At 57.5% G+C, this 22,749-nt stretch carries 21 protein-coding genes; 10 read left to right on the top strand and 11 right to left on the bottom strand.

Features of this window, described 5'->3' with window-relative positions:
- Positions 1–10: 10 nt before the first annotated feature.
- Complete coding sequence (locus tag HF679_RS19370; RefSeq protein ID WP_154144323.1) at positions 11–1,972, top strand: glycoside hydrolase family 127 protein; 1,962 nt, start codon at positions 11–13, stop codon at positions 1,970–1,972.
- A gap of 202 nt (positions 1,973–2,174) precedes the next feature.
- On the opposite strand, the gene selB is transcribed toward HF679_RS19370, so the two are convergent.
- The 5 genes from selB to HF679_RS19345 form a co-directional block, all read right to left on the bottom strand.
- Positions 2,175–4,016 (bottom strand): selenocysteine-specific translation elongation factor, encoded by a 1,842-nt coding sequence (gene selB / locus HF679_RS19365; RefSeq protein ID WP_187042308.1) that lies wholly within the window; start codon positions 4,014–4,016, stop codon positions 2,175–2,177.
- Positions 4,013–5,401, bottom strand: coding sequence for an L-seryl-tRNA(Sec) selenium transferase (selA, locus tag HF679_RS19360; protein WP_154144325.1), 1,389 nt, complete (start codon positions 5,399–5,401; stop codon positions 4,013–4,015). The genes selB and selA overlap by 4 nt, the downstream gene beginning before the upstream one ends.
- 106 nt (positions 5,402–5,507) lie before the next feature.
- On the bottom strand, positions 5,508–6,116 hold the full coding sequence (locus tag HF679_RS19355) for a glutathione S-transferase (RefSeq protein WP_123757140.1): 609 nt from the start codon (positions 6,114–6,116) through the stop codon (positions 5,508–5,510).
- A 308-nt stretch (positions 6,117–6,424) separates the two neighbouring features.
- Positions 6,425–7,561, bottom strand: a complete 1,137-nt coding sequence (locus HF679_RS19350) for an HlyD family secretion protein (protein ID WP_123757139.1) — start codon at positions 7,559–7,561, stop codon at positions 6,425–6,427.
- A gap of 2 nt (positions 7,562–7,563) precedes the next feature.
- A complete protein-coding gene (locus HF679_RS19345) occupies positions 7,564–7,920 on the bottom strand; it encodes a DUF3302 domain-containing protein (protein ID WP_123757138.1) in 357 nt (118 codons plus the stop codon).
- Between the two features lie 665 nt (positions 7,921–8,585).
- On the opposite strand from HF679_RS19345, the gene HF679_RS19340 reads away from it, so the two are divergent.
- The 3 genes from HF679_RS19340 to mtlR all read left to right on the top strand — a co-directional run bounded on the left by HF679_RS19340 (position 8,586) and on the right by mtlR (position 12,352).
- The gene (locus HF679_RS19340) at positions 8,586–10,505 is read left to right on the top strand and encodes a PTS mannitol transporter subunit IICBA (protein ID WP_123757137.1); all 1,920 of its coding nucleotides are present in this window, start codon (positions 8,586–8,588) and stop codon (positions 10,503–10,505) included.
- 102 nt (positions 10,506–10,607) lie between these two features.
- Positions 10,608–11,756: a mannitol-1-phosphate 5-dehydrogenase gene (mtlD, locus tag HF679_RS19335; RefSeq protein ID WP_187042307.1), complete on the top strand. Its 1,149-nt coding sequence runs from the start codon at positions 10,608–10,610 to the stop codon at positions 11,754–11,756.
- On the top strand, positions 11,756–12,352 hold the full coding sequence (gene mtlR, locus HF679_RS19330; protein ID WP_123757380.1) for a mannitol operon repressor MtlR: 597 nt from the start codon (positions 11,756–11,758) through the stop codon (positions 12,350–12,352). The genes mtlD and mtlR overlap by 1 nt, the downstream gene beginning before the upstream one ends.
- Here the strand turns inward: mtlR and HF679_RS19325 are convergent.
- Positions 12,341–12,565 carry a hypothetical protein gene (locus tag HF679_RS19325; protein ID WP_123757135.1) on the bottom strand — a complete coding sequence of 75 codons (225 nt, stop codon included), beginning with the start codon at positions 12,563–12,565 and terminating at the stop codon, positions 12,341–12,343. The genes mtlR and HF679_RS19325 overlap by 12 nt on opposite strands.
- Before the next feature lie 277 nt (positions 12,566–12,842).
- Here HF679_RS19325 and HF679_RS19320 point away from each other — a divergent pair, with 277 nt between their 5' ends.
- The 5 genes from HF679_RS19320 to trmL all read left to right on the top strand — a co-directional run bounded on the left by HF679_RS19320 (position 12,843) and on the right by trmL (position 17,662).
- A complete protein-coding gene (locus HF679_RS19320; protein ID WP_123757134.1) occupies positions 12,843–13,205 on the top strand; it encodes a YibL family ribosome-associated protein in 363 nt (120 codons plus the stop codon).
- Between the two features lie 279 nt (positions 13,206–13,484).
- A complete protein-coding gene (gene lldP / locus HF679_RS19315; RefSeq protein ID WP_123757133.1) occupies positions 13,485–15,140 on the top strand; it encodes an L-lactate permease in 1,656 nt (551 codons plus the stop codon).
- Entirely contained in the window at positions 15,137–15,910 is a 774-nt protein-coding gene (gene lldR / locus HF679_RS19310; protein ID WP_123757132.1) for a transcriptional regulator LldR, read from the top strand. The genes lldP and lldR overlap by 4 nt, the downstream gene beginning before the upstream one ends.
- Positions 15,910–17,094, top strand: coding sequence for an FMN-dependent L-lactate dehydrogenase LldD (lldD, locus tag HF679_RS19305; RefSeq protein ID WP_123757131.1), 1,185 nt, complete (start codon positions 15,910–15,912; stop codon positions 17,092–17,094). Before lldR ends, lldD begins: the two co-directional genes overlap by 1 nt.
- Positions 17,095–17,188: 94 nt before the next feature.
- The gene (gene trmL / locus HF679_RS19300) at positions 17,189–17,662 is read left to right on the top strand and encodes a tRNA (uridine(34)/cytosine(34)/5-carboxymethylaminomethyluridine(34)-2'-O)-methyltransferase TrmL (protein WP_123757130.1); all 474 of its coding nucleotides are present in this window, start codon (positions 17,189–17,191) and stop codon (positions 17,660–17,662) included.
- Between the two features lie 62 nt (positions 17,663–17,724).
- On the opposite strand, the gene cysE is transcribed toward trmL, so the two are convergent.
- The 5 genes from cysE to HF679_RS19275 all read right to left on the bottom strand — a co-directional run bounded on the left by cysE (position 17,725) and on the right by HF679_RS19275 (position 20,959).
- Positions 17,725–18,546, bottom strand: a complete 822-nt coding sequence (gene cysE, locus HF679_RS19295; protein ID WP_187042306.1) for a serine O-acetyltransferase — start codon at positions 18,544–18,546, stop codon at positions 17,725–17,727.
- 80 nt (positions 18,547–18,626) lie between these two features.
- Positions 18,627–19,643 (bottom strand): NAD(P)H-dependent glycerol-3-phosphate dehydrogenase, encoded by a 1,017-nt coding sequence (gene gpsA, locus HF679_RS19290; RefSeq protein WP_123757129.1) that lies wholly within the window; start codon positions 19,641–19,643, stop codon positions 18,627–18,629.
- Complete coding sequence (gene secB / locus HF679_RS19285; protein ID WP_123757128.1) at positions 19,643–20,110, bottom strand: protein-export chaperone SecB; 468 nt, start codon at positions 20,108–20,110, stop codon at positions 19,643–19,645. The genes gpsA and secB overlap by 1 nt, the downstream gene beginning before the upstream one ends.
- 58 nt (positions 20,111–20,168) lie before the next feature.
- A complete protein-coding gene (gene grxC, locus HF679_RS19280) occupies positions 20,169–20,420 on the bottom strand; it encodes a glutaredoxin 3 (protein WP_123757127.1) in 252 nt (83 codons plus the stop codon).
- Positions 20,421–20,527: 107 nt separating this feature from the next.
- Positions 20,528–20,959: a rhodanese-like domain-containing protein gene (locus HF679_RS19275; RefSeq protein ID WP_123757126.1), complete on the bottom strand. Its 432-nt coding sequence runs from the start codon at positions 20,957–20,959 to the stop codon at positions 20,528–20,530.
- A 245-nt stretch (positions 20,960–21,204) separates the two neighbouring features.
- Between HF679_RS19275 and gpmM the strand changes: the two genes are divergently transcribed.
- Positions 21,205–22,749, top strand: a complete 1,545-nt coding sequence (gene gpmM / locus HF679_RS19270; RefSeq protein ID WP_123757125.1) for a 2,3-bisphosphoglycerate-independent phosphoglycerate mutase — start codon at positions 21,205–21,207, stop codon at positions 22,747–22,749.

Raw genomic sequence — 22,749 nt, 5'->3', positions numbered from 1 at the left:
GGAGTCCGTCATGTCTGTTATGGAAGTCGATCTGCACAAACTGAAAATCAGCGACCCGTTCCTCGGCCAGTACCAGCAGCTGGTGCGCGATGTGGTGATCCCATATCAATGGGACGCGCTGAACGACCGCATTGCCGAGGCGGACCCGAGCCATGCGATAGAAAACTTCCGGATTGCCGCGGGGCAGCAGGAAGGAGAATTTTACGGCATGGTCTTTCAGGACAGCGACGTGGCGAAATGGCTGGAAGCCGTTGCCTGGTCGCTGTGCCAGAAGCCGGACGCCGAACTGGAAAAAACCGCCGACGAGGTGATTGAACTGGTGGCGGCCGCCCAGTGCGAAGATGGCTACCTGAACACCTATTTCACGGTCAAAGCCCCGGCGGAACGCTGGACCAACCTTGCGGAATGCCATGAGCTGTACTGCGCGGGCCACATGATTGAAGCGGGCGTCGCCTTCTTCCAGGCCACCGGCAAACGCCGCCTGCTGGAGGTGGTCTGCCGTCTCGCCGACCATATCGACAGCGTGTTCGGCCCCGGCGAGAACCAGCTGCACGGCTACCCCGGCCACCCGGAAATCGAGCTGGCGTTAATGCGTCTTTACGATATCACCCAGCAGCCGCGCTATCTGGCGCTGGTGAACTACTTCGTCGAAGAGCGTGGCACCCAGCCGCACTTTTACGATATCGAATATGAAAAGCGGGGCAAAACCTCCTACTGGAACACCTACGGTCCGGCCTGGATGGTGATGGATAAGCCCTACAGCCAGGCGCATCAGCCGATTGCCGAACAGCCCGTCGCCATCGGCCATGCGGTGCGTTTTGTCTACCTGATGACCGGCGTTGCCCATCTCGCCCGCTTAAGCCAGGACGAGGGGAAACGTCAGGACTGCCTGCGCCTGTGGAACAATATGGCCCAGCGCCAGCTGTATATTACCGGCGGCATTGGTTCGCAGAGCAGCGGCGAAGCCTTCAGCAGCGACTATGACCTGCCAAACGACACGGTTTACGCGGAGAGCTGCGCGTCGATCGGGCTGATGATGTTTGCCCGCCGGATGCTGGAGATGGAAGCCGACAGCCAGTATGCCGATGTGATGGAGCGCGCGCTGTATAACACCGTGCTGGGCGGGATGGCGCTGGATGGTAAGCACTTCTTTTACGTTAACCCGTTAGAAGTGCACCCGACATCGTTAAAATTCAACCATATCTATGACCATGTGAAGCCCGTGCGTCAGCGCTGGTTTGGCTGCGCCTGCTGCCCGCCAAACATTGCCCGCGTGCTGACCTCGCTGGGGCACTATATCTACACGCCGCATCAGGATGCGCTGTACATCAACCTGTATGTGGGGAACAGCGCGGAGATCCCGGTAGGGGATGAAACTCTGCGCCTGCGTATCAGCGGCAACTATCCGTGGCAGGAGCAGGTGAAGATCGCGATCGACTCGCCGACGCCGGTCAATCACACCCTGGCGCTGCGCCTGCCGGACTGGTGCGATGATCCGCAGGTGACGCTCAACGGCAAGCCGGTGGCGCAGGATGTGCGCAAGGGGTATCTGCATATCAGCCATCGCTGGCAGGAAGGCGACACGCTTCTGTTAACACTGCCGATGCCGGTGCGCCGTCTTTACGGTAATCCGCTGGTGCGTCATCAGGCCGGCCAGGTTGCCGTTCAGCGCGGTCCGCTGGTGTACTGTCTGGAGCAGGCGGATAACGGCGAGCAATTGCATAACCTGCAGCTGCCGCGCGACGCCCGGTTCAGCGCCTTTGAAGGGAAAGGGATTTTTGCCCACAAGGTGATCCTGCAGGCGCCGGGTTATAAGCAAACGGCGGAAGAGGCCGGTCAGCAGGCGCTGTGGCATTACGACCGCGCACCGACAACCCGCCAGCCGCAGACCCTGACCTTTATTCCGTGGTTCAGTTGGGCTAACCGTGGCGAAGGTGAGATGCGCATCTGGGTGAAAGAAGCGGAGGCATAAGCGCGAAGGCTGTCGCTGAACCACCGGCGGATTCACATTTCCCGGTGGCGCTGCGCTGACCGGGCTACGGGTCGGTGGTCCGGGCTGGTTTCCCGGTGGCGCTACGCTGACCGGGCTACGGATCGGTGGCCTGGGCTGGGTCCGGGCTACGGGTTGGTAGCCCGGACAGGCGCGTCAAGCGCCGCCTCCGGGATTTCCCTGGCTACAGGAACAGCGCCTTATCGCGCAGGATATGGTCGTTGCCGCGTCGGCGGGTAAAACCAATCCGGTCGAAATATTCCAGGATCTGAATCGCCAGCTTGCGCCCGACGTTCAGGGTATCGCGGAAATCGGCCGCACAGGTGGATCCGCGCGCCAGATCCAGCTCGCGGATCATCCTCGCGAACGCCACAATCCGATCGTTACGGTAATAACGATCTTTGACGATCGCCGTAATCATCCCCTGCTGCGCGGCCTGACGTAACACCGCACGCATAACAGGCTCTTCGACACGGGCCTCCCGTGCCAGATCGCGCACCCACCAGGGCTCATCGGCAAACAGCCCGGCAACCCGCTGCCAGATGACCTGCTGCTCATCGGTAAAGCCCGCGGTATGCTCCGGCAGATGCAACCAGCCGTGATGGCTGCAAACAATCCCGCTGTCGCGCATCTGCTCGATCAGCAGCAGCACCAGCGCTTCGTCTTCCATCGGTAACGCAATACGTCGCAAACGCTCGCGGCCCGGACCCGGCTCGTCGCGATGCTGGTCATGATAACGCGCCAGGGCGTCGAGCAGCTTGCGCTGCCAGCGCGCGGCCAGCGGGGCACTGAGCAGACTGTTGCCCGCCTGCAGGTAATCCGGGCGATTGATCAAGGCGTTCAGGCCTTCATCGCTGAGCTGACGCGCCCAGGCAAAATCATCAAGGCGAACCGCATCGCGTTGCAGATGAATATCCAGCGCCTGAGCATCATCGCGCTGCGATGCGGCCAGCGCCGCCAGCCACTGTAAATATTCGGGCTTACGCTTGCCGCGACGCGGCGGAGCCAGCGCCACCACCCGCGCGCCGGCCAGGGTGACGCGGGCGGAAATATCGCGCAGCACCAGCCGATCGTTATCCGCCAGCCACAGCGGCGTATCCAGCACCAGCTCCGCCAGCGCCCCCTCCAGCAGCGATACGCGGCCGGTAATGTGGCTGGCAGCATGGTGAATATGCAGCGGTTGCCACTGGCTCAGCGGCGTGTGGCACTGCAGTTCAACAATCACCCGTTCCGAGGCTTCCGGCGGCCGTGTCGAGAGCAGCCAGTCGCCGCGATTCAGCGCCTCTTTTTGCGCATCGCCGACAATATTCAGCGCAATGCGTTGGCCTGCCCAGGCCTGTCCAACCGCCTGGTTCTGCGCGTGCAGACCGCGCACGCGCATCGGTTTATCGACCCCGGTCAGCCACAGCGTATCGCCCACATTGACCTCGCCCGACAGCGCCGTGCCGGTGACCACCAGCCCGGCACCTTTAACCGTAAAGGCCCGGTCGATCGCCAGACGAAAGCGCTGGTGCTGCGGGTGCGCACGGGCAGACAGCTGCAGTAAATGCTCACGCAGTTCGGCGATCCCCTGGTTTTCAGTGGCCGCGGTGGCAAACAGCGTGGCGTCGGTAAAACCAAATTCTGCCAGCACCGCCGTCACGTCGCCACGCACCTCTTCAACGCGTTGCGCTTCGACGCGGTCCGCTTTGGTCAGCGCGACGGTCAGCGTCGGCTTGCCCGTCAGCTGGAGGATCGCGAGATGTTCGCGGGTCTGGGCCATGACGCCATCGTCACAGGCCACCACCAACAGCGCGTGATCGATGCCGCCCACCCCCGCCAGCATGTTGGACAAAAACTTTTCATGACCGGGCACGTCGATAAATCCCAGCACCCGCCCATCGGGCTGCGGCCAGTAGGCGTAGCCGAGGTCAATCGTCATGCCGCGTGCTTTTTCTTCCGGCAGGCGATCGGCATTGATGCCGGTAATGGCCTGCAGCAGCGTGGTTTTGCCGTGGTCAACGTGCCCGGCGGTGGCAATAATCATCTCAGTAGCATCTCCATAAACCCGGATTCATCGTCAAGACAGCGTAGGTCCAGCCACAGGCGCCCCTCATAAACCCTGCCGATAACCGGCACCGGCAGCAGGCGCCAGCGGGCCGCCAGCGCGTCGAGTTGGCTGCCGCGGCCGTCGCGTGGGCTGAACGTCAGCGCCGCGCTGGGTAAACGGTCCACCGGCAGCGAGCCGCTGCCAATCTGCGACAGGCACGGCTCTACCCGCAGCGCAAAGTCGGGATAATGTGCCGCCAGGGCGCTCAGCATGCGCTGGCCCTGCTCGGCAATATCCTCCGCCTGGCGGGTCAGCAGGCGTAGCGTCGGCAGACGGTCGGCCAGTTTTTCAGGGTGCAGATACAGACGCAGCGTGGCTTCCAGCGCCGCGAGGGTCATCTTATCGACCCGCAGCGCGCGTTTCAGCGGGTGGTTTTGCAGGCGGGCGATCAACGCTTTCTTGCCGACAATAATCCCCGCCTGGGGACCACCCAGCAGTTTATCGCCGGAGAAGCTCACCAGGCTGACGCCGGCGGCAATCATCTCCTGCGGCATCGGCTCTTTCGGCAGGCCGTACTGGCTTAAATCGACCAGTGAACCGCTGCCAAGGTCAACCACAACCGGCACATTCATCTCCTGCCCGAGGGCCGCCAGTTCGGTTTCATCGACCACCTTCGTAAAACCTTCAATGCTGTAGTTGCTGGTGTGGACTTTCATCAACAGGCCGGTATTGTCATTCACCGCCTGGCGATAATCTTTCGCGTGGGTACGGTTGGTGGTGCCGACTTCATGCAGCACACAGCCGGCCTGGCGCATCACGTCGGGAATGCGGAACGCGCCGCCGATCTCCACCAGCTCACCGCGCGAAACGACCACCTCTTTGCTCGCCGCCGTCGCCGCCAGCATCAGCAGCACCGCCGCCGCGTTATTGTTAACGATACAGGCATCTTCCGCACCGGTAATCCGACACAGCAGCTCAGCCAGCGCGCGATCGCGGTGGCCGCGCCCGGCATCATCGAGGCTGTACTCCAGCGTCACCGGTGCCCGCATCGCCCGCACTACCGCCTCGACCGCTGCATCGGCCTGTACGGCACGCCCTAAATTGGTATGCAGTACGGTGCCGGTCAGGTTGAAAACCGGACGCAGCGCGCTTTGCCCGGTTTGCGCCAGCCGCCGCGCGGTCTCCTGCGCCCAGTCGTCACACCAGGCCGGCAGCGCCTGCGTCTGACGAACAGATTCACGGGCCTCTTCCAGCATCTGACGCAGCAGCGCCACAACCTGAGCATGGCCATACTCGGCCAGCACGGTGGAAAACGCGGGATCGCGGAGCAAACGGTCGGTAGCCGGAAGGCGGGTGTAAAGCGCACGAATATCGGTAGTCATGAATGGACCTGGCGGTAGGTTATTTTCCCCCCTCCCGACGGGAGAGGGAGTCAACAAATCAGCAGTGATTGTAACGTCTCCAGGGGGAAACTGTTACCTGTCTGGGTCAAGTCCTTGGTGGTTCGGTACGGGCAAAACTGGCGCGCTGGAACAGCGTATCGACCAGTTTAATGAGCCTGGGCCGCGTCGCGCACCAGCCGGGGGCCACCCGACGGAAGTTAAGGTAGGCAATGGCGCACGCCGCCGAGATCGAGGCCAGATTGACCTCATCGGTACGCAGGCTGCCGTCGGCAACGTGAGCCTCGAGGGCATCGAGGCCCCGGGCCACCTTCTCCCGCTGGCGCAGCAGTTCGCTTTCCGACTGCTGCGCCGGAGGACGGGCCTTTTCACGCACCAGCGCCTGTGCCGCCTCCATCACGCCATCGGCCAGGGCTTCCATCTGGCGCATTTTTAGCGCCGCCTGCGGGTCCGCGGGCAGCATCGCCGGTGCGACGCCGAGCAGTTCAAGATATTGCGCGATAATGGGCGAGTCGAACCAGCACTCGCCGCCGTCGGTGACCAGCACCGGCACTTTGCCTAACGGATTGAATTTACCGACCCCGTTGACCTCCTGGTAGGGAAATTCATTGACGAATTCAAAGGGGAGATTTTTCTCCAGCAGAATGACGGAGATTTTGCGCACAAAGGGACTGGTGTAGCTGCCGATCAGTTTCATTGCCTGCTCCTTTCGCCAACAAAAGTAGAAGCCTAATGGGATAGGTTCTATACCCTAAATAATTCGAGTTGCAGGAAGGCGGCGACGCAGAGAATCCCCAGGAGCTTACTCAAGTAAGTGACTGGGGTGAACGAGGACAAATTCGTCAGGAACGAATTTGAACGCTGCTCGCAGCGCCCGTAGGGCGAGGCCCAGGGATGGGCCGAGTATTGCCAACGCCCATGCAACTTGAAGTATGACGGGTATAAGTATGGTTCAGGCACAGACAAATGGCAGACTGACGTTGCGTCAGTCTGCCGCGGTTTGAATTAATGATCGAGATAGAGGTAGTGCATCCAGCTGGTCATGCGCAGCAGCACCTTCCTCATCACCGAGACATGGCTGAAGTGATCGGAGTAGACCGCCACCTGGGCATAGATGCCATCCGGCAGCGAATCCACGTCGGCGTTGGCATCAAGCTCGATGGTCGCCAGCACGCCATCGGTCCCCGGCAGGACGCTCAGCGACTGCAACGCCCCCTGCGCCTGGTAGGAACCGCCGGGCACGACCGGAAGAATGCTGGTCAGCTTGCCATGAAAAACCTGGCCCGGCAGAGCGTTGAAGACCGCTTCGGCATCATCGCCAGGTTTAAGTCGCAGCAACGAGTTCTGGCGGAACTGGGCCACAATCTGGCGCTTTTGTTCCGGAATAAAGACCATCACCGGACGCAGCGGCAGCGCCGCCGCATAGGTGCCGGGGCGGATCAGCACCTGCGTCACGTAGCCGTTGCTCGGGGCACGAATGACCGTCTGGTCGAGGTTATATTTCGCCTCTGCCAGTTGGGCACGCAGGCTGACAACCTGCGACTGTTCGCCGCCCACCGTACTGTCTAACTGACTCTGAACCTGCGCCTGATCAGCGATCGACGCTTTCACTAACGCATCCTGCGCCAGATAGTTTTGCCGGGCGTTATCGATATCGCTCTCGGAGAACGGATTGACTCTCGCCTGGCTGCCCTTCAGGTAACGCTGATAATCTTTGTAGAGCCGATCGCGCTCGGCGGAAACGCGAACCGTGTTGGCCTGTGCTTCCGAAAGCTGCGCCTTCAGCGTATTAATGCTGTGCATGGCGGTCACCAGATCCGCCTGCAGCCGATCCACCCGGGCCTGATAACGCGCCGGGTCGATAGTAAACAGCACATCGCCTTTGTTAACCCGCTGGTTGGTTTTATCCGTGACGGTACTGACAATCCCGGTCACCTGCGGGGTAATCGGAATAGAAATAACCGCTTTTTGCGCCGTAAAGGTATAAGGGTGGTTATAGTTCATTAATAATATGAGGGCACCGACCAGAAATATACCGCCCAGCGTTGCCGTGGCCAATGTCCACTGATTAACCGGAATACGGAATATTTTAAACACGGTCCATGCAAGCGCGACATAGGTCAATACAATAAGCAGATCCATGATTAGCGCTCCGGCGTCTCTTTATCTGTGGAGGGGGACACCGCCCCTAGTCGTTTTTCCAGCTCGGCAACGCGTTGCGATAGTTGATCAACGCTGGGATCGCGCTCGGGAGGCGGGATATGGGATTTCATTCCCCACCCGCGTTCAGGTTGATAGAGCGTGGCCCAGATCCACAGAAATGGCCAGATAACATGCAGCGTAAACAGGCTCACCCATCCAGCGGTATGGATGGCGTCAGCGTGGGGGTGATTACGTTTTTTAGCCATTAGATATGGAATATCGTGGATCGCGATGATGCCATAGAAAAGAACCAGAAAAACAAAAATCAATACACCCAGTGCAAAGTAGTTGAGAAACATATGTGCCTCACTAAATACGATGTCAAATCGTCAATGATTTAAAATGCTAAGCAATCAAATTAATTAATTAAATTAAATTACAAACGGCGTGTATTTATAATTTAAGGCCGGGGAGTATTGGTTTTCGCTATTCTCCTTGCAAGTTTTTAAGCGTGACAAAATATATCTTGAATAACAACATACTTAACTTTACACGTTGAGCTTAAGACAGATCTTTACTTTTTTCCATGTCGGGTTTTGATGATGTTTTTTCATTCAGTTCGTCAGTCGTGGCTGGCGCAAGCGGTGACGGCCAGATGGAATTTGTGGTGGATCACAGTCGGAAAAAACAGCGCACTTTTTATTGTGATTAACATCACATTATCAAAACAAACAACAAACCATATTTCGTGACATATCTCACATTAATTATCCGAAATGGCCTATTTTTGACCTGCTGCATTTTTTTTGCACAGCCATTTTGTGATGCACATCACTATAAATGACCGTCGAATGCCTATATTCACGTGACTCAGATCACATAAAAAGCCACCGACTGGACAGTTTTACGATTCGGTGCCAAATTCGCTTCATCAAACAGGGTCCGGCGACCTCTGCCGCCATATTAACAACAAGCCTCAGGCTTTTAGCCTACGCGATAAGCTCAACAGAAGAAGGGGTGTTTTATGTCATCCGATATCAAGATCAAGGTGCAAAGCTTTGGTCGTTTCCTCAGCAATATGGTGATGCCCAACATCGGCGCGTTTATCGCGTGGGGTATCATCACCGCACTTTTCATACCAACGGGATGGTTACCAAGCGAAACGCTGGCGAAGTTAGTCGGTCCCATGATCACCTATCTGCTGCCACTGCTGATTGGTTACACCGGTGGTAAGTTGATTGGCGGCGAGCGCGGTGGCGTGGTTGGTGCCATTACCACCATGGGCGTCATTGTCGGTGCCGATATGCCGATGTTCCTCGGCGCGATGATCGCCGGTCCGCTGGGCGGCTGGGCGATTAAACACTTTGATAGCTGGGTAGACGGTAAGATCAAATCCGGCTTCGAGATGCTGGTCAACAACTTCTCCGCCGGCATTATCGGGATGATCCTCGCCATCCTGGCCTTCCTCGGCATTGGCCCGGCGGTTGAAGTCCTGTCCAAAATTCTGGCAGCGGGTGTTAACTTCATGGTTGTCCATGACATGCTGCCGCTGGCATCCATCTTCGTCGAGCCGGCGAAAATCCTGTTCCTGAACAACGCGATTAACCACGGTATCTTCTCACCGCTGGGTATTCAGCAGTCTCACGAACTGGGCAAATCCATCTTCTTCCTGATTGAAGCTAACCCGGGTCCGGGGATGGGCGTCCTGCTGGCCTACATGTTCTTTGGCCGCGGCAGCGCGAAGCAGTCTGCAGGCGGTGCGGCAATCATCCACTTCCTGGGCGGTATCCACGAAATTTACTTCCCGTATGTGCTGATGAACCCGCGTCTGATCCTCGCCGTTATCCTTGGCGGTATGACTGGCGTGTTCACCCTGACCATCCTCAACGGCGGTCTGGTTTCTCCGGCGTCTCCGGGTTCTATCCTGGCGGTACTGGCGATGACCCCGAAAGGTGCCTACTTCGCGAACATCGCAGCGATTGTTGCGGCTATGGCGGTCTCGTTCGTGGTCTCCGCTATCCTGCTGAAAACCAGCAAAGTGAAAGAAGAAGATGATATCGATGCCGCGACCCGTCGCATGCACGATATGAAAGCCGAATCCAAAGGTGCTGCAACGCCGCTGTCTGCCGGGAACGTCGCTAACGATCTGAGCCACGTACGCAAAATCATCGTTGCCTGTGATGCCGGTATGGGTTCCAGCGCCATGGGTGCCGGCGTACTGCGTAAGAAAGTGCAGGATGCGGGACTGAGCGCAATCTCCGTTACCAACTGTGCAATCAACAACCTGCCGCCGGATGTCGACCTGGTGATTACCCACCGCGACCTGACCGAGCGGGCGATGCGCCAGGTGCCGCAGGCCCAGCATATTTCGCTGACCAACTTCCTCGACAGTGGCCTGTATACCAGCCTGACCGAACGTCTGGTTGCCGCGCAGCGCCATGAAGATAACGAAGTGAAAGTACGCGACAGTCTGAAAGACAGCTTTGATGCCAAAGACACCAACCTGTTCAAACTCGGTGCCGATAACATCTTCCTCGGCTGCACAGCGGCAACCAAAGAAGAAGCGATCCTCTTCGCCGGTGAACAGCTGGTCAAAGGGGGCTACGTTGAGCCGGAGTATGTGCAGGCGATGCTGGACCGTGAAAAACTGACCCCGACCTATCTGGGTGAGTCCATTGCGGTACCGCACGGCACCATTGAAGCCAAAGACCGCGTTCTCAAGACCGGCGTGGTGTTCTGCCAGTATCCGCAGGGCGTCCGCTTCGGTGAAGAAGAAGATGACATTGCCCGTCTGGTCATCGGTATCGCGGCCCGCAACAACGAGCACATCCACGTGATCACCAGCCTGACCAACGCGCTGGATGATGAATCAGTTATTGAACGCCTGATTCATGCCACCAGCGTTGACGAAGTGCTGGCGCTGCTGGCGGGGAATAAAGCGTAATTTAACCCAGGCCCTCTCTTCCTGAACGGGAGAGAGGGTTCCGGTGAGGGACAAGCCTCACCCGAACCCTCTCAGGTAAAAACATTAATGAAGGTTAATACTATGAATGCATTACATTTTGGCGCAGGTAATATCGGACGTGGCTTCATCGGCAAACTGCTGGCTGATGCGGGACTCGCATTAACATTCGCCGATGTGAATCAGGTCGTCCTGGATGCCCTGAATGCCCGTCATAGCTATCAGGTCCATGTTGTCGGCGAGAACGAGCAGGTGGATACCGTTTCCGGCGTCAATGCTGTCAGCAGCATCGGCGACGAGGTGGTTGACCTGATTGCCCACGTCGACCTGATCACCACCGCCGTCGGCCCGGTGGTTCTGGAACGCATCGCACCGGCTATCGCGAAAGGGCTGGCGCAACGTAATGCTCAGGGGATCGCCACCCCGCTGAACATCATCGCCTGTGAGAACATGGTGCGCGGCACCACGCAGCTCAAAGGCCACGTGTTTAAGGCCCTGGCAGAAGAAGACAAAGCCTGGGTTGAGGCCAACGTCGGGTTTGTCGATTCCGCCGTTGACCGGATTGTGCCGCCGTCCGCCTCCGCAACTCACGATCCGCTGGAAGTGACGGTGGAAACCTTCAGCGAGTGGATCGTCGATAAAACCCAGTTTAAAGGTGCGCTGCCCGAGATCCCAGGAATGGAATTAACCGACAACCTGATGGCATTTGTCGAGCGTAAGCTATTCACCTTAAACACCGGACATGCTATAACCGCCTACCTTGGAAAACTGGCCGGTCACCAGACAATCCGCGACGCGATTCTCGATGAGCGCATTCGCGCGGTGGTCAAAGGGGCCATGGAGGAGAGCGGTGCGGTGCTGATCAAACGCTACGGCTTTGATGCACAGAAGCACGCTGCCTACATCCAGAAAATCCTCGGCCGTTTCGAGAACCCGTACCTGAAAGATGACGTGGAGCGCGTAGGTCGTCAGCCGCTGCGTAAACTGAGCGCCGGCGATCGTCTGATCAAACCGCTGCTGGGCACGCTGGAGTATGCACTGCCGCACGTTAATCTGGTGAAAGGGATCGCTGCCGCGATGCACTTCCGTAGCGAAGACGATCCGCAGGCGCAGGAACTGGCTGCGTTGATTGACGAGAAAGGCCCACAGGCCGCACTGGCAGAAATTTCTGGCCTCGATGCAGCAAGCGCCGTGGTAGCGGAGGCCGTTCTCGACTATAACGCGACCAAATGATGCAAGATCTGGCGCGGTATGAACCGCGCCCATTACCACCCCTGTCAGATATGCAGGCAATAATGGAAGAAACACAGGCATTTGAAAACCGCGTGCTTGAGCGTCTGAATGCTGGCAAAACCGTACGAAGCTTCCTGATTGCGGCCGTCGAACTACTCACGGAAGCGGTCAATATCCTGGTGCTTCAGGTCTTCCGCAAAGACGATTACGCGGTGAAATACGCAGTGGAACCGTTGCTGGATGGTGACGGGCCGCTGGGCGACCTTTCTGTACGCCTGAAGCTGATTTACGGCCTTGGGGTGATAAGTCGCGCCGAATACGAAGACGCCGAGCTGCTGATGGCCCTGCGGGAAGAGCTCAATCACGACGGTAATGACTACAGTTTTACCGATGATGAGATTCTTGGGCCGTTTGGCGAGCTGCATTGCGTCGCCGCCCTGCCGCCGTTGCCGCTGTTCGATGACAGCGACGATGAACTGCTGGCAATGCAGAAACTGCGCTACCAGCAGGTTGTGCGTTCAACGATGATGCTGTCTCTGACTGAGCTGATTTCCCGAATCAGCTTAAAAAAAGCCTTCCAGAAATCAACGCTCTGATCCGGACTCTACCTGTTCATCAACAGGCCGGTAAAGCTGCCGGTAGTACTCCAGACGACTCAGATACAGCGCCTCTTTATTCTGCGGAATATCGCGCGGCACGCGCTGTATGCGCGGGGATTTTTTCAGATACTCCATAAATGCCTGGCTTGAAGCCATAAAATCAACCGTCTTGTCGATAATACGCGGTACGCCGTCACCGATTTTTGTCATCATGCCCTCCTCTTTTTCATGGATAAATCTTATAAAGGATCGGATAAAAGCAGGGGGTTGTTTGAGGAAAACGTGCGGTATTACCGACGAACTTCACAGAGATGAAATTCAGGCGAACATTAGTCATAATATTATTTATATTCAAATAATTAAGATTCATCACTTCTGATGCTCGCGCGGAAAAAACGCCGCATTTTTGATAAATAACTACCCACAATACCCGTCACAGCCCATACTATATGACGTCGAAATCCCTTTATTAATAGATTAAGTCACCATGAAAGAAGTCGAAAAGAATGAAATTAAGCGTTTGAGCGACCGTCTCGACGCCATCCGCCACCAGCAGGCGGACCTGTCTCTGGTTGAAGCGGCGGACAAGTACGCCGAACTGGAAAAAGAAAAAACCACCATCGAAGCTGAGCTCGTTCGCCTGCGCGACGTGCAGGGCCAGAAACTGAGCAAAGAAGCGCAACAGTTGATGAAGCTGCCGCATCGCCGCGCGATCACCAAAAAAGAGCAGGCCGATATGGGCAAGCTGAAGAAAAGCGTGCGCGGGCTGGTGATTGTCCATCCGATGACCGCGCTCGGCCGCGAAATGGGCCTCAAAGAGATGACCGGCTTTTCAAAAACCGCGTTCTGATCTTTAGCTCCTGAGCATTCCCCCGGTGGCGCTACGCTTGCCGGGGCGACCTGATTCCTCCCCCGCATTATTGGCCCTACCAATTATTTCTTAAACCGTCCAGCAGTTCACATATCCATCATTTTTGGTCACAGATATATTGCCTGGTAATAACATTTGGTTAACCATTCGTTGTCGTTAATCCTACAACTGAATTTGGCTGGGCCAATTTTACAAATAATGTGACCTGCAAGGAGCGCAGACTCAGCACCACATTATGATGGCCCGATGGAGACCTGCATGAACCTCTGGCAACAAAACTACGATCCGGCCGGCAATATCTGGATCTCGAGTCTTATCGCATCGCTACCGATTCTGTTTTTCTTTTTTGCCCTGATTAAGCTCAAACTCAAAGGGTACGTCGCGGCAACCTGGACCGTCGCCATTGCGCTGTCGGTCGCGCTGCTGTTCTATAAAATGCCGGTCGACCGCGCGCTGACGTCCGTGGTTTACGGCTTCTTTTACGGCCTGTGGCCTATCGCGTGGATTATTATCGCCGCGGTGTTCGTCTATAAGATCTCGGTCAAAACCGGGCAGTTCGACATTATTCGCTCATCGATTCTCTCGATTACCCCTGACCAACGTCTGCAGATGTTGATTGTCGGCTTCTCCTTCGGGGCATTCCTGGAAGGGGCCGCGGGCTTTGGCGCCCCGGTGGCAATTACCGCCGCGCTGCTGGTTGGCCTGGGCTTTAACCCGCTGTATGCCGCCGGGCTGTGCCTGATCGTCAACACCGCGCCGGTCGCCTTCGGAGCGATGGGGATCCCGATTCTGGTTGCCGGTCAGGTGACCGGGATTGATAGCTTCGCCATCGGCCAGATGGTGGGTCGCCAGCTGCCGTTCCTGACCATTATCGTGCTGTTCTGGATTATGGCGATTATGGATGGCTGGCGCGGCATCAAAGAGACCTGGCCGGCCGTGATGGTCGCCGGTGGCTCTTTCGCTATTGCCCAGTATCTCAGCTCCAACTTCCTCGGGCCGGAACTGCCGGATATCATCTCCTCGCTGGTGTCGCTGGTCTGTCTGACCCTGTTCCTCAAACGCTGGCAGCCGGTGCGCATTTTCCGCTTCGGCGATATGGGCGCGGCACAGGTCGATCAAACGCTGGCCCGCACCCACTACAGCGCCGGACAGGTGGTTCGCGCCTGGTCGCCCTTCCTGTTCCTGACCGCCACCGTGACCTTATGGAGCATCCCGCCGTTTAAAGCCCTGTTCGCCCCCGGCGGTGCGATGTATGACTTCGTCATCAATATCTCCGTGCCGTTCCTCGATAAGATGGTCGCCCGCATGCCGCCGGTAGTCAGCGCAGCGACCCCTTACGCCGCGGTGTATAAGTTCGACTGGCTGTCCGCCACCGGCACCGCCATCCTGTTCGCAGCGCTGCTTTCTATCGTCTGGCTGCGCATGAAGCCAAAAGATGCGCTGGTCACCTTTGGCAGCACGCTGAAAGAGCTGGCGCTGCCGATTTACTCCATCGGTATGGTGCTGGCGTTCGCCTTTATCTCTAACTATTCCGGGCTCTCTTCGACGCTGGCGCTGGCCCTGGCGCATACCGGACACGCGTTTACCTTCTTCTCGCCGTTCCTCGGCTGGCTGGGGGTATTCCTGACCGGTTCGGATACCTCATCTAACGCCCTGTTCGCCGCGCTGCAGGCCACCGCAGCCCAGCAAATCGGCGTCTCCGATATCCTGCTGGTCGCGGCTAACACCACCGGCGGCGTCACCGGCAAGATGATTTCACCGCAGTCCATCGCCATCGCCTGTGCGGCGGTCGGCCTGGTGGGTAAAGAGTCGGATCTGTTCCGCTTCACGGTGAAACACAGCCTGATCTTTACCTGCATGGTTGGCGTCATCACCACGTTGCAGGCCTATGTATTAACCTGGATGATCCCATGATAGTGATGCCCCGGCGCCTTGCAGACGATGTGGCTCGTCGTGTGCGAGCGCTGATTGAAGAACAACATCTGGAGGCGGGCATGCGATTGCCCGCCGAGCGCCAGCTGGCCGCACAGCTTGGCGTTTCACGTAACTCACTGCGTGAAGCACTGGCGATGCTGGTCAATGAAGGTCTGCTTGTCAGCCGCCGCGGCGGCGGGACCTTCCTGCGCTGGCAGCATGAGGCGTGGTCGGAACAGAACATCGTCCAGCCACTGAAAACCTTGCTCGCCGACGATCCCGATTACAGCTTTGATATTCTGGAAGCCCGCCACGCCATCGAAGCCAGCACCGCCTGGCATGCGGCGCTGCGGGCGACCGATGCCGAAAAAGAGCGTATTCGCCTGTGCTTTGAAGCCACCCAGAGCGAAGACCCGGACCTCGCCTCGCAGGCCGACGTCCGCTTCCACCTGGCGATTGCCGAAGCCTCACATAACGTTGTGCTGCTGCAAACCATGCGCGGCTTTTTCGACCTCTTACAATCCTCGGTCAAGCAAAGCCGCCAGCGGATGTACCTCGTCCCGCCGGTATTCGCCCGCCTCACCGAGCAGCACCAGGCCGTGATGGAGGCCATTTTCGCCGGTGACGCCGAAGGCGCACGGCAGGCGATGATGGCGCATCTCGGCTTTGTCCACGCCACGATTAAACACTTTGATGAAGACCAGGCCCGCCAGGCGCGAATTACCCGCCTGCCCGGTGACCATAATGAAAATGCCAGGGAGAACCCGTGATGATTATTTCAGCCGCCAGCGACTATCGCGCCGCCGCCCAGCGGATCCTGCCGCCGTTTCTGTTCCATTACATTGACGGCGGTGCCTATGCCGAACACACGCTGCGCCGCAACGTTGAAGACCTCTCCGACGTGGCGTTACGCCAGCGGATACTGAAGAACATGTCGGATCTGAGCCTGGAGACCTCGCTGTTCAAAGAGACCCTCTCCATGCCGGTTGCGCTGGCGCCGGTTGGGCTGTGCGGCATGTACGCGCGTCGCGGTGAAGTGCAGGCGGCAGGGGCGGCGGACGATAAAGGCATTCCGTTTACCCTCTCCACCGTTTCGGTCTGCCCGATCGAAGAGGTTGCGCCGACCATCAAGCGCCCGATGTGGTTCCAGCTGTACGTACTGCGCGACCGTGGCTTTATGCGCAACGCGCTGGAGCGTGCCAAAGCCGCAGGATGTTCAACCCTGGTGTTTACCGTGGATATGCCGACGCCTGGCGCACGCTATCGTGATGCCCATTCCGGCATGAGCGGCCCGAATGCCGCTATGCGCCGCTACTGGCAGGCGATGACCCATCCGCAGTGGGCATGGGACGTCGGCTTAAACGGTCGCCCGCACGACCTCGGTAATATCTCGACCTATCTGGGCAAACCGACCGGTCTTGAGGACTATATTGGCTGGCTGGCGAATAACTTCGATCCGTCGATTTCGTGGAAGGACCTTGAGTGGATCCGCGAGTTCTGGGATGGCCCGATGGTGATCAAAGGGATCCTCGACCCGGAAGATGCGCGCGATGCGGTGCGCTTTGGCGCCGACGGGATTGTGGTCTCCAACCACGGCGGCCGCCAGCTCGACGGCGTCCTCTCCTCCGCCCGTGCCCTGCCGGCTATCGCCGATGCGGTGAAAGGCGACATCACGATCCTTGCCGATAGCGGTATCCGCAACGGCCTTGATGTGGTGCGGATGATTGCGCTGGGTGCCGATAGCGTACTGTTGGGTCGCGCCTATCTGTACGCCCTGGCCACCCACGGTAAGCAAGGGGTCGCTAACCTGCTGAACCTGATTGAGAAAGAGATGAAGGTGGCGATGACCCTGACCGGGGCGAAGAGCATCGGCGAAATCAGCCGTGATTCGCTGGTGCAGAGCGCCGACGCGCTCCAGACCTTCGCGGCCCTCAAGCAGGGTAACGCGGCGTAATCTGCCCGCCCGGCGCGCGCCCGCAGGGGTGAGCGCCGGGCAAATATCTGCTATTCTGCCCCCCGCGATCAAGAGCCTAATGAGACAGGGCAGCATGCTGAACATTGTATTATTCGAACCAGAAATCCCGCCGAATACCGGCAATATTATCCGCCTGTGCGCCAACACCGGCTTTCGCCTGCATATCATCGAGCCGATGGGATTCACCTGGGATGATAAGCGCCTACGCCGCGCCGGGCTGGATTACCATGAGTTCACCGCCGTTCAGCGTCATCACGATTATCACGCCTTTGTGGAAAGCGCAAAGCCGCAGCGCCTGTTCGCTCTGACCACCAAAGGTACGCCGGCCCACAGCGCGGTCAGCTATCAAGAGGGTGATTTTTTGATGTTTGGCCCGGAAACGCGCGGCCTGCCGGCCAGCATTCTTGATGCTCTGCCCGCAGAGCAGAAAATCCGAATCCCAATGATGCCGGACAGCCGCAGCATGAATCTGTCAAACGCCGTGTCGGTGGTGGTATATGAGGCGTGGCGCCAGCTGGGATATGCTGGCGCAGTATTGCGTAGTTGAGTCCCGGACAGCGCTCGGTTTTATCGCCCGGATAGATGCGCAGCATCTATCCGGGAAATCAATCAAATCCCGTCACCGTATTCGAAAGTATGGTGTATCCCGTTGAAGTGCTGGTCCATATCCATCGCCGGTTTGTCGCTCTCCGGCTTCCCGACGATACGCGCCGGCACGCCCGCCGCGGTGGTGTGCGGCGGCACTGGCTGAAGCACCACAGAGCCGGCGCCGATTTTCGCGCCGCGCCCGACTTCGATATTGCCGAGGATCTTCGCCCCGGCGCCAATCATGACCCCTTCGCGAATTTTCGGATGACGGTCACCGCTGGTTTTACCGGTACCGCCCAGGGTTACGGACTGCAGAATGGAGACGTCGTCTTCAATCACCGCCGTTTCGCCGACAACAATGCCGGTGGCGTGATCGAGCATGATCCCGCGGCCAATTTTAGCCGCCGGGTGGATATCGACCTGGAACGAGACCGACACCTGGTTTTGCAGGAAAATCGCCAGCGCGCGACGCCCCTGCGCCCACAGCCAGTGACCAATACGGTAAGCCTGCAGCGCGTGGAAGCCTTTCAGGTACAGCAGCGGGGTTGAATATTTATCGACTGCCGGGTCTCGGGTGCGCACGGCCTGAATGTCACAGGCGGCGGAGGCAACCATTTCCGGGTCTGCGGCATAGGCCTCTTCCACCACTTCGCGAATGGCGATGGCAGGCATAATCGGTGATGCCAGCTTGTTGGCCAGCATATAGCTCAGGGCGCTGCCCAGATTTTCGTGCTTGAGTAGCGTTGCGTGGTAAAAACTGGCGAGCATTGGCTCACAGTCAGCTAAAGCCCGAGCTTCGGCTTTAATATTATTCCAGACGATATCCAGTTCTTCACACGGCATTGCTGACTCCAGACGATATAATAATGACCGGCCAGTTCTTTGCTGGCCGGGTCATTCAGGTGATCCAGGTTCCATCGCAGTTAGTTGCTACGCTCGTCCTTGCGTGCACGACCTAATAAGCTCAATGCTGCCTCGCGCGCATTTTTTCCGCAATACAATACCTGATAAATTTGCTCAGTTATTGGCATTTCGACACCTAAACGCTGTGCCAGAACGCGAACTTCCTTGGTATTGCGATAACCTTCGACTACCTGGCCAATCGTATCCTGTGCGCCTTGTACATCCATGCCCTGACCGAGCATCATGCCAAAGCGACGGTTACGCGACTGGTTATCGGTGCAGGTCAGCACTAAATCGCCGAGTCCCGCCATGCCCATAAAGGTTTCCGGGTCTGCGCCCAGCGCGGCGCCGAGACGAGACATTTCCACCAGGCCACGGGTAATCAGCGCGGTACGCGCATTGGCGCCAAAGCCGATGCCGTCAGACATCCCGGCGCCGATAGCGATGACGTTTTTCACCGCGCCGCCAAGCTGCACGCCGATAAAGTCCGGGTTGATATATACCCGGAAGCTTTTGCCGCAGTGCAGCAGGCGTTGCAGATCGTCAGCAAACTGCGGATCCGTTGCGGCCAACGAAATGGCCGTCGGCAGCCCCGCCGCCAGTTCTTTGGCGAAGGTGGGGCCAGAAATGACCGCCAGCGGGATAGTGTCGCCCAGCGCTTCGCGCGCGACATCCTGCAGTAAGCGGCCGGTTTCCGCCTCAAGCCCCTTGGTCGCCCAGACCAGGCGCGCATCAGGGCGCATCAGCGGTTTAATCTGACGCAGGACCTGGCCAAAAACATGGCTCGGCACCACCACCAGAATGTCACGGCTGGCGGCCAGTGCGGCAGCAAGGTCGCTTTCAAGATGCAGCGTGTCAGGGAACGGAACGTCAGGGAGGAACGCCGCATTGCAGCGATCGTGCTGCAGCGTCGCGATATGTTTCGGGTCATGGCCCCAGAGTACGACATCGTGGCCATTTCTTGCCAGGGTGATGGCAAGAGCGGTGCCGTAAGAGCCGGCACCGATCACAGTCATTGCAGCATTAAGTGCGTTCATCAGGCATCCTGATGTTGTTCGGCACCTTCGCCAGCCTGCTGCTGCAGATAGTTCATAAACAGCGCATCAAAGTTCACTGGCGCAAGGTTCAGTTGCGGGAAGGTACCGCGAGAAACCAGGCTGGTGATGCACTCACGCGCATACGGGAACAGGATGTTCGGGCAGTATGCACCGAGGCAATGTGCCATCTGGTTGCCGTCAATGCCTTCGATGGAGAAAATACCGCCCTGCTGTACTTCGCACAGGAATGCAGTTTCTTCGCCCAGCGAGGCGGTTACGGTCACACGCAGCACCACTTCATAAACGCCTTCAGCCAGCTGGCTGGAAGCGGTATCCAGATCAAGTTTAACCTCTGGCTGCCAGTCTTTCTGGAAAACTTGCGGCGCGTTCGGCGCTTCAAAGGAGATATCCTTGGTATAAATACGTTGGATCTGGAACGTCATTTCGGTGCTGTTTTGTTCTGACATAGTAAAACCCTTTCGTGTTGTCCTTAAATACGTCTATCCGAGGTGGATGGACGCAAAATTAGCGCAGCAGGGGATCAAGTCCACCACGTGAATCAAGCGCATACAAGTCGTCACAGCCGCCAATGTGCTGTTCATCAATAAAAATCTGCGGAACCGTCGTCCGACCGCTGCGCTGGATCATCTCTTCACGCTTTGCGGCATTGCCATCGATCGGCAGTTCATTGAAGGTTACGCCTTTGCTGTTCAGCAGCGCTTTAGCACGCACGCAGAACGGACAGGTCGCTTTGGTATAGATATCAATATTGGCCATGACTTCACTCCTGTTTTTACCCTGAGGATTTTACGCCGCAGACAAGGCGCCCCCCGGCGGTTCAGCGCAATGGGGGACCCGGTCACGCCATAAAGACGCGGGGTAAATTATTTGCCGCGTACCAGCGGAAGGTTCTCGCCGCTCCAGCCAGCGATGCCTTCTTTCAGTACAAAGACTTTCTCGAATCCGGCTTTATTCAGCGAGCTGGCTGGATCTTGAGCCTGCATACCGGAACCGTCTACCACTATAATGGGTTGTGCTTTGTGCTTTTCCAACTCACCCACGTTATTTGCCTTGATATCGCTCGGCAGCAGGTTGATGGAGCCAGCAATATGGCCTTTACGGAAATCGTCACGCTGACGCAGGTCGACGACAACGGCATCTTCTTTGTTGATTAGGCGCGTCGCTTCACCACGGGTAATGACTTTAACTTTCGACATCAGCCCTTTAAAGGTGGTGAACAGCACCGCCACCAGCAGCGCGATCCACGCGATGCTCAGGACGGGATGACGGCCGACGAATTGCATAATTTCTTGCATGGGGGGTTACAACTCCCGACTAAGTGATAAAAAAACCAGGGAAGGAGTATACCTGTGCATTGCGGCAAATACAGCCAGTGAGCGCGATGTAATGCATTTTCTGCGGTCCGTCACGAAAAAATAATCGCCGCGTGACTTTCGTTGACGATTGCCGCTCTCTTTCTTTGATCTTTTACGGTGCTTTGATCGATTCAGCTGTAGTAAAATTACGCAAATTTTCTGTCTTTGAGCATGAGGTTGTCGCAATGTCGAATTCTAAAAAGCCAATGGTACTGGTCATTCTTGATGGCTATGGCTATCGTGAAGACCAGCAGGATAACGCGATTTATAGCGCGAAAACCCCCGTCATGGACGCATTGTGGGCCAAACGTCCCCATACGCTGATTGACGCTTCTGGTCTGGAAGTCGGTCTGCCGGACCGCCAGATGGGTAACTCTGAAGTGGGTCACGTTAACCTCGGCGCCGGTCGTATCGTGTATCAGGATCTGACCCGTCTCGATGTCGAAATTAAAGAACGCACCTTCTTTGCTAACCCGGTGCTGACCGCCGCGGTCGATAAAGCCGTTGCTGCCGGTAAAGCGGTGCACATCATGGGCCTGATGTCTGCTGGCGGCGTTCACAGCCACGAAGACCACATTATGGCGATGGTAGAACTGGCCGCAGAGCGCGGTGCAGAAAAAATCTACCTGCACGCTTTCCTTGATGGCCGCGATACCCCGCCGCGCAGCGCTGAAAACTCCCTGGCCAAATTTGAAGAAAAATTTGCGGCCCTGGGCAAAGGCCGTGTGGCTTCTATCATTGGTCGCTACTACGCGATGGACCGTGACAACCGTTGGGATCGCGTTGAACAGGCGTATGACCTGATGACCCTGGCGAAAGGCGAGTTCCAGGCAGACAGCGCAGTCGCCGGTCTGCAGGCCGCTTACGCCCGTGATGAAAATGACGAATTCGTTAAAGCGACCGTGATCCGTGCTGAAGGCCAGGCCGATGCCGCCATGGAAGATGGCGATGCGCTGATCTTCATGAACTTCCGTGCCGACCGTGCGCGTGAAATCACCCGCGCCTTCGTGAACGCCGATTTCGACGGCTTCGCCCGTAAGAAAACCGTCAAACTCGACTTCGTGATGCTGACCGAATACGCCGCCGACATCAAAGTCGCCTGCGCCTATCCGCCTGCTTCACTGGCCAACACCTTCGGCGAGTGGATGGCGAAGAACGACAAAACCCAGCTGCGTATCTCCGAAACGGAAAAATATGCTCATGTGACCTTCTTCTTCAACGGCGGTGTCGAAGAGCCGTTCCAGGGCGAAGAGCGCATTCTGATCAACTCCCCGAAAGTGGCGACCTACGATCTGCAACCGGAAATGAGCTCTGCCGAGCTGACCGAAAAACTGGTTGGCGCCATCAAAGGCGGTCAGTATGACACCATCATCTGTAACTACCCGAACGGCGATATGGTCGGTCATACCGGGGTGATGGAAGCGGCGATTAAAGCCGTTGAAACCCTGGATAACTGCATCGAGCAGGTCACCAAAGCGGTAGAATCCGTCGGCGGCCAGCTGCTGATTACCGCCGATCATGGTAACGCAGAACAGATGCGCGATCCGGCAACCGGCCAGGCCCATACCGCTCACACCAACCTGCCGGTTCCGCTGATCTACGTTGGCGATAAAAACGTCAAAGTGGCTGAAGGTGGCAAGCTTTCCGATATCGCGCCAACCATGTTGTCGCTCATGGGAATGGAAATCCCGCAAGAGATGACTGGCAAGCCGCTGTTCATCGTGGAATAA

The organism is Enterobacter sp. JUb54 (assembly GCF_014298075.1).
Classification (GTDB): Bacteria; Pseudomonadota; Gammaproteobacteria; order Enterobacterales; family Enterobacteriaceae; genus Klebsiella; species Klebsiella lignicola.
The sequence above is the reverse complement of the archived record's forward strand: the minus strand, read 5'-3'. Positions and strand labels throughout refer to the sequence as shown.

Coding starts and splice junctions, on each gene's coding strand:
- HF679_RS19370 (WP_154144323.1), top strand. CDS start 11: ATGTCTGTTATGGAAGTCGATCTGCACAAACTGAAAATCAGCGACCCG.
- selB (WP_187042308.1), bottom strand. CDS start 4,016: ATGATTATTGCCACCGCCGGGCACGTTGACCACGGCAAAACCACGCTG.
- selA (WP_154144325.1), bottom strand. CDS start 5,401: ATGACTACCGATATTCGTGCGCTTTACACCCGCCTTCCGGCTACCGAC.
- HF679_RS19355 (WP_123757140.1), bottom strand. CDS start 6,116: ATGAAACTGATCGGCAGCTACACCAGTCCCTTTGTGCGCAAAATCTCC.
- HF679_RS19350 (WP_123757139.1), bottom strand. CDS start 7,561: ATGGATCTGCTTATTGTATTGACCTATGTCGCGCTTGCATGGACCGTG.
- HF679_RS19345 (WP_123757138.1), bottom strand. CDS start 7,920: ATGTTTCTCAACTACTTTGCACTGGGTGTATTGATTTTTGTTTTTCTG.
- HF679_RS19340 (WP_123757137.1), top strand. CDS start 8,586: ATGTCATCCGATATCAAGATCAAGGTGCAAAGCTTTGGTCGTTTCCTC.
- mtlD (WP_187042307.1), top strand. CDS start 10,608: ATGAATGCATTACATTTTGGCGCAGGTAATATCGGACGTGGCTTCATC.
- mtlR (WP_123757380.1), top strand. CDS start 11,756: ATGCAAGATCTGGCGCGGTATGAACCGCGCCCATTACCACCCCTGTCA.
- HF679_RS19325 (WP_123757135.1), bottom strand. CDS start 12,565: ATGACAAAAATCGGTGACGGCGTACCGCGTATTATCGACAAGACGGTT.
- HF679_RS19320 (WP_123757134.1), top strand. CDS start 12,843: ATGAAAGAAGTCGAAAAGAATGAAATTAAGCGTTTGAGCGACCGTCTC.
- lldP (WP_123757133.1), top strand. CDS start 13,485: ATGAACCTCTGGCAACAAAACTACGATCCGGCCGGCAATATCTGGATC.
- lldR (WP_123757132.1), top strand. CDS start 15,137: ATGATAGTGATGCCCCGGCGCCTTGCAGACGATGTGGCTCGTCGTGTG.
- lldD (WP_123757131.1), top strand. CDS start 15,910: ATGATTATTTCAGCCGCCAGCGACTATCGCGCCGCCGCCCAGCGGATC.
- trmL (WP_123757130.1), top strand. CDS start 17,189: ATGCTGAACATTGTATTATTCGAACCAGAAATCCCGCCGAATACCGGC.
- cysE (WP_187042306.1), bottom strand. CDS start 18,546: ATGCCGTGTGAAGAACTGGATATCGTCTGGAATAATATTAAAGCCGAA.
- gpsA (WP_123757129.1), bottom strand. CDS start 19,643: ATGAACGCACTTAATGCTGCAATGACTGTGATCGGTGCCGGCTCTTAC.
- secB (WP_123757128.1), bottom strand. CDS start 20,110: ATGTCAGAACAAAACAGCACCGAAATGACGTTCCAGATCCAACGTATT.
- grxC (WP_123757127.1), bottom strand. CDS start 20,420: ATGGCCAATATTGATATCTATACCAAAGCGACCTGTCCGTTCTGCGTG.
- HF679_RS19275 (WP_123757126.1), bottom strand. CDS start 20,959: ATGCAAGAAATTATGCAATTCGTCGGCCGTCATCCCGTCCTGAGCATC.
- gpmM (WP_123757125.1), top strand. CDS start 21,205: ATGTCGAATTCTAAAAAGCCAATGGTACTGGTCATTCTTGATGGCTAT.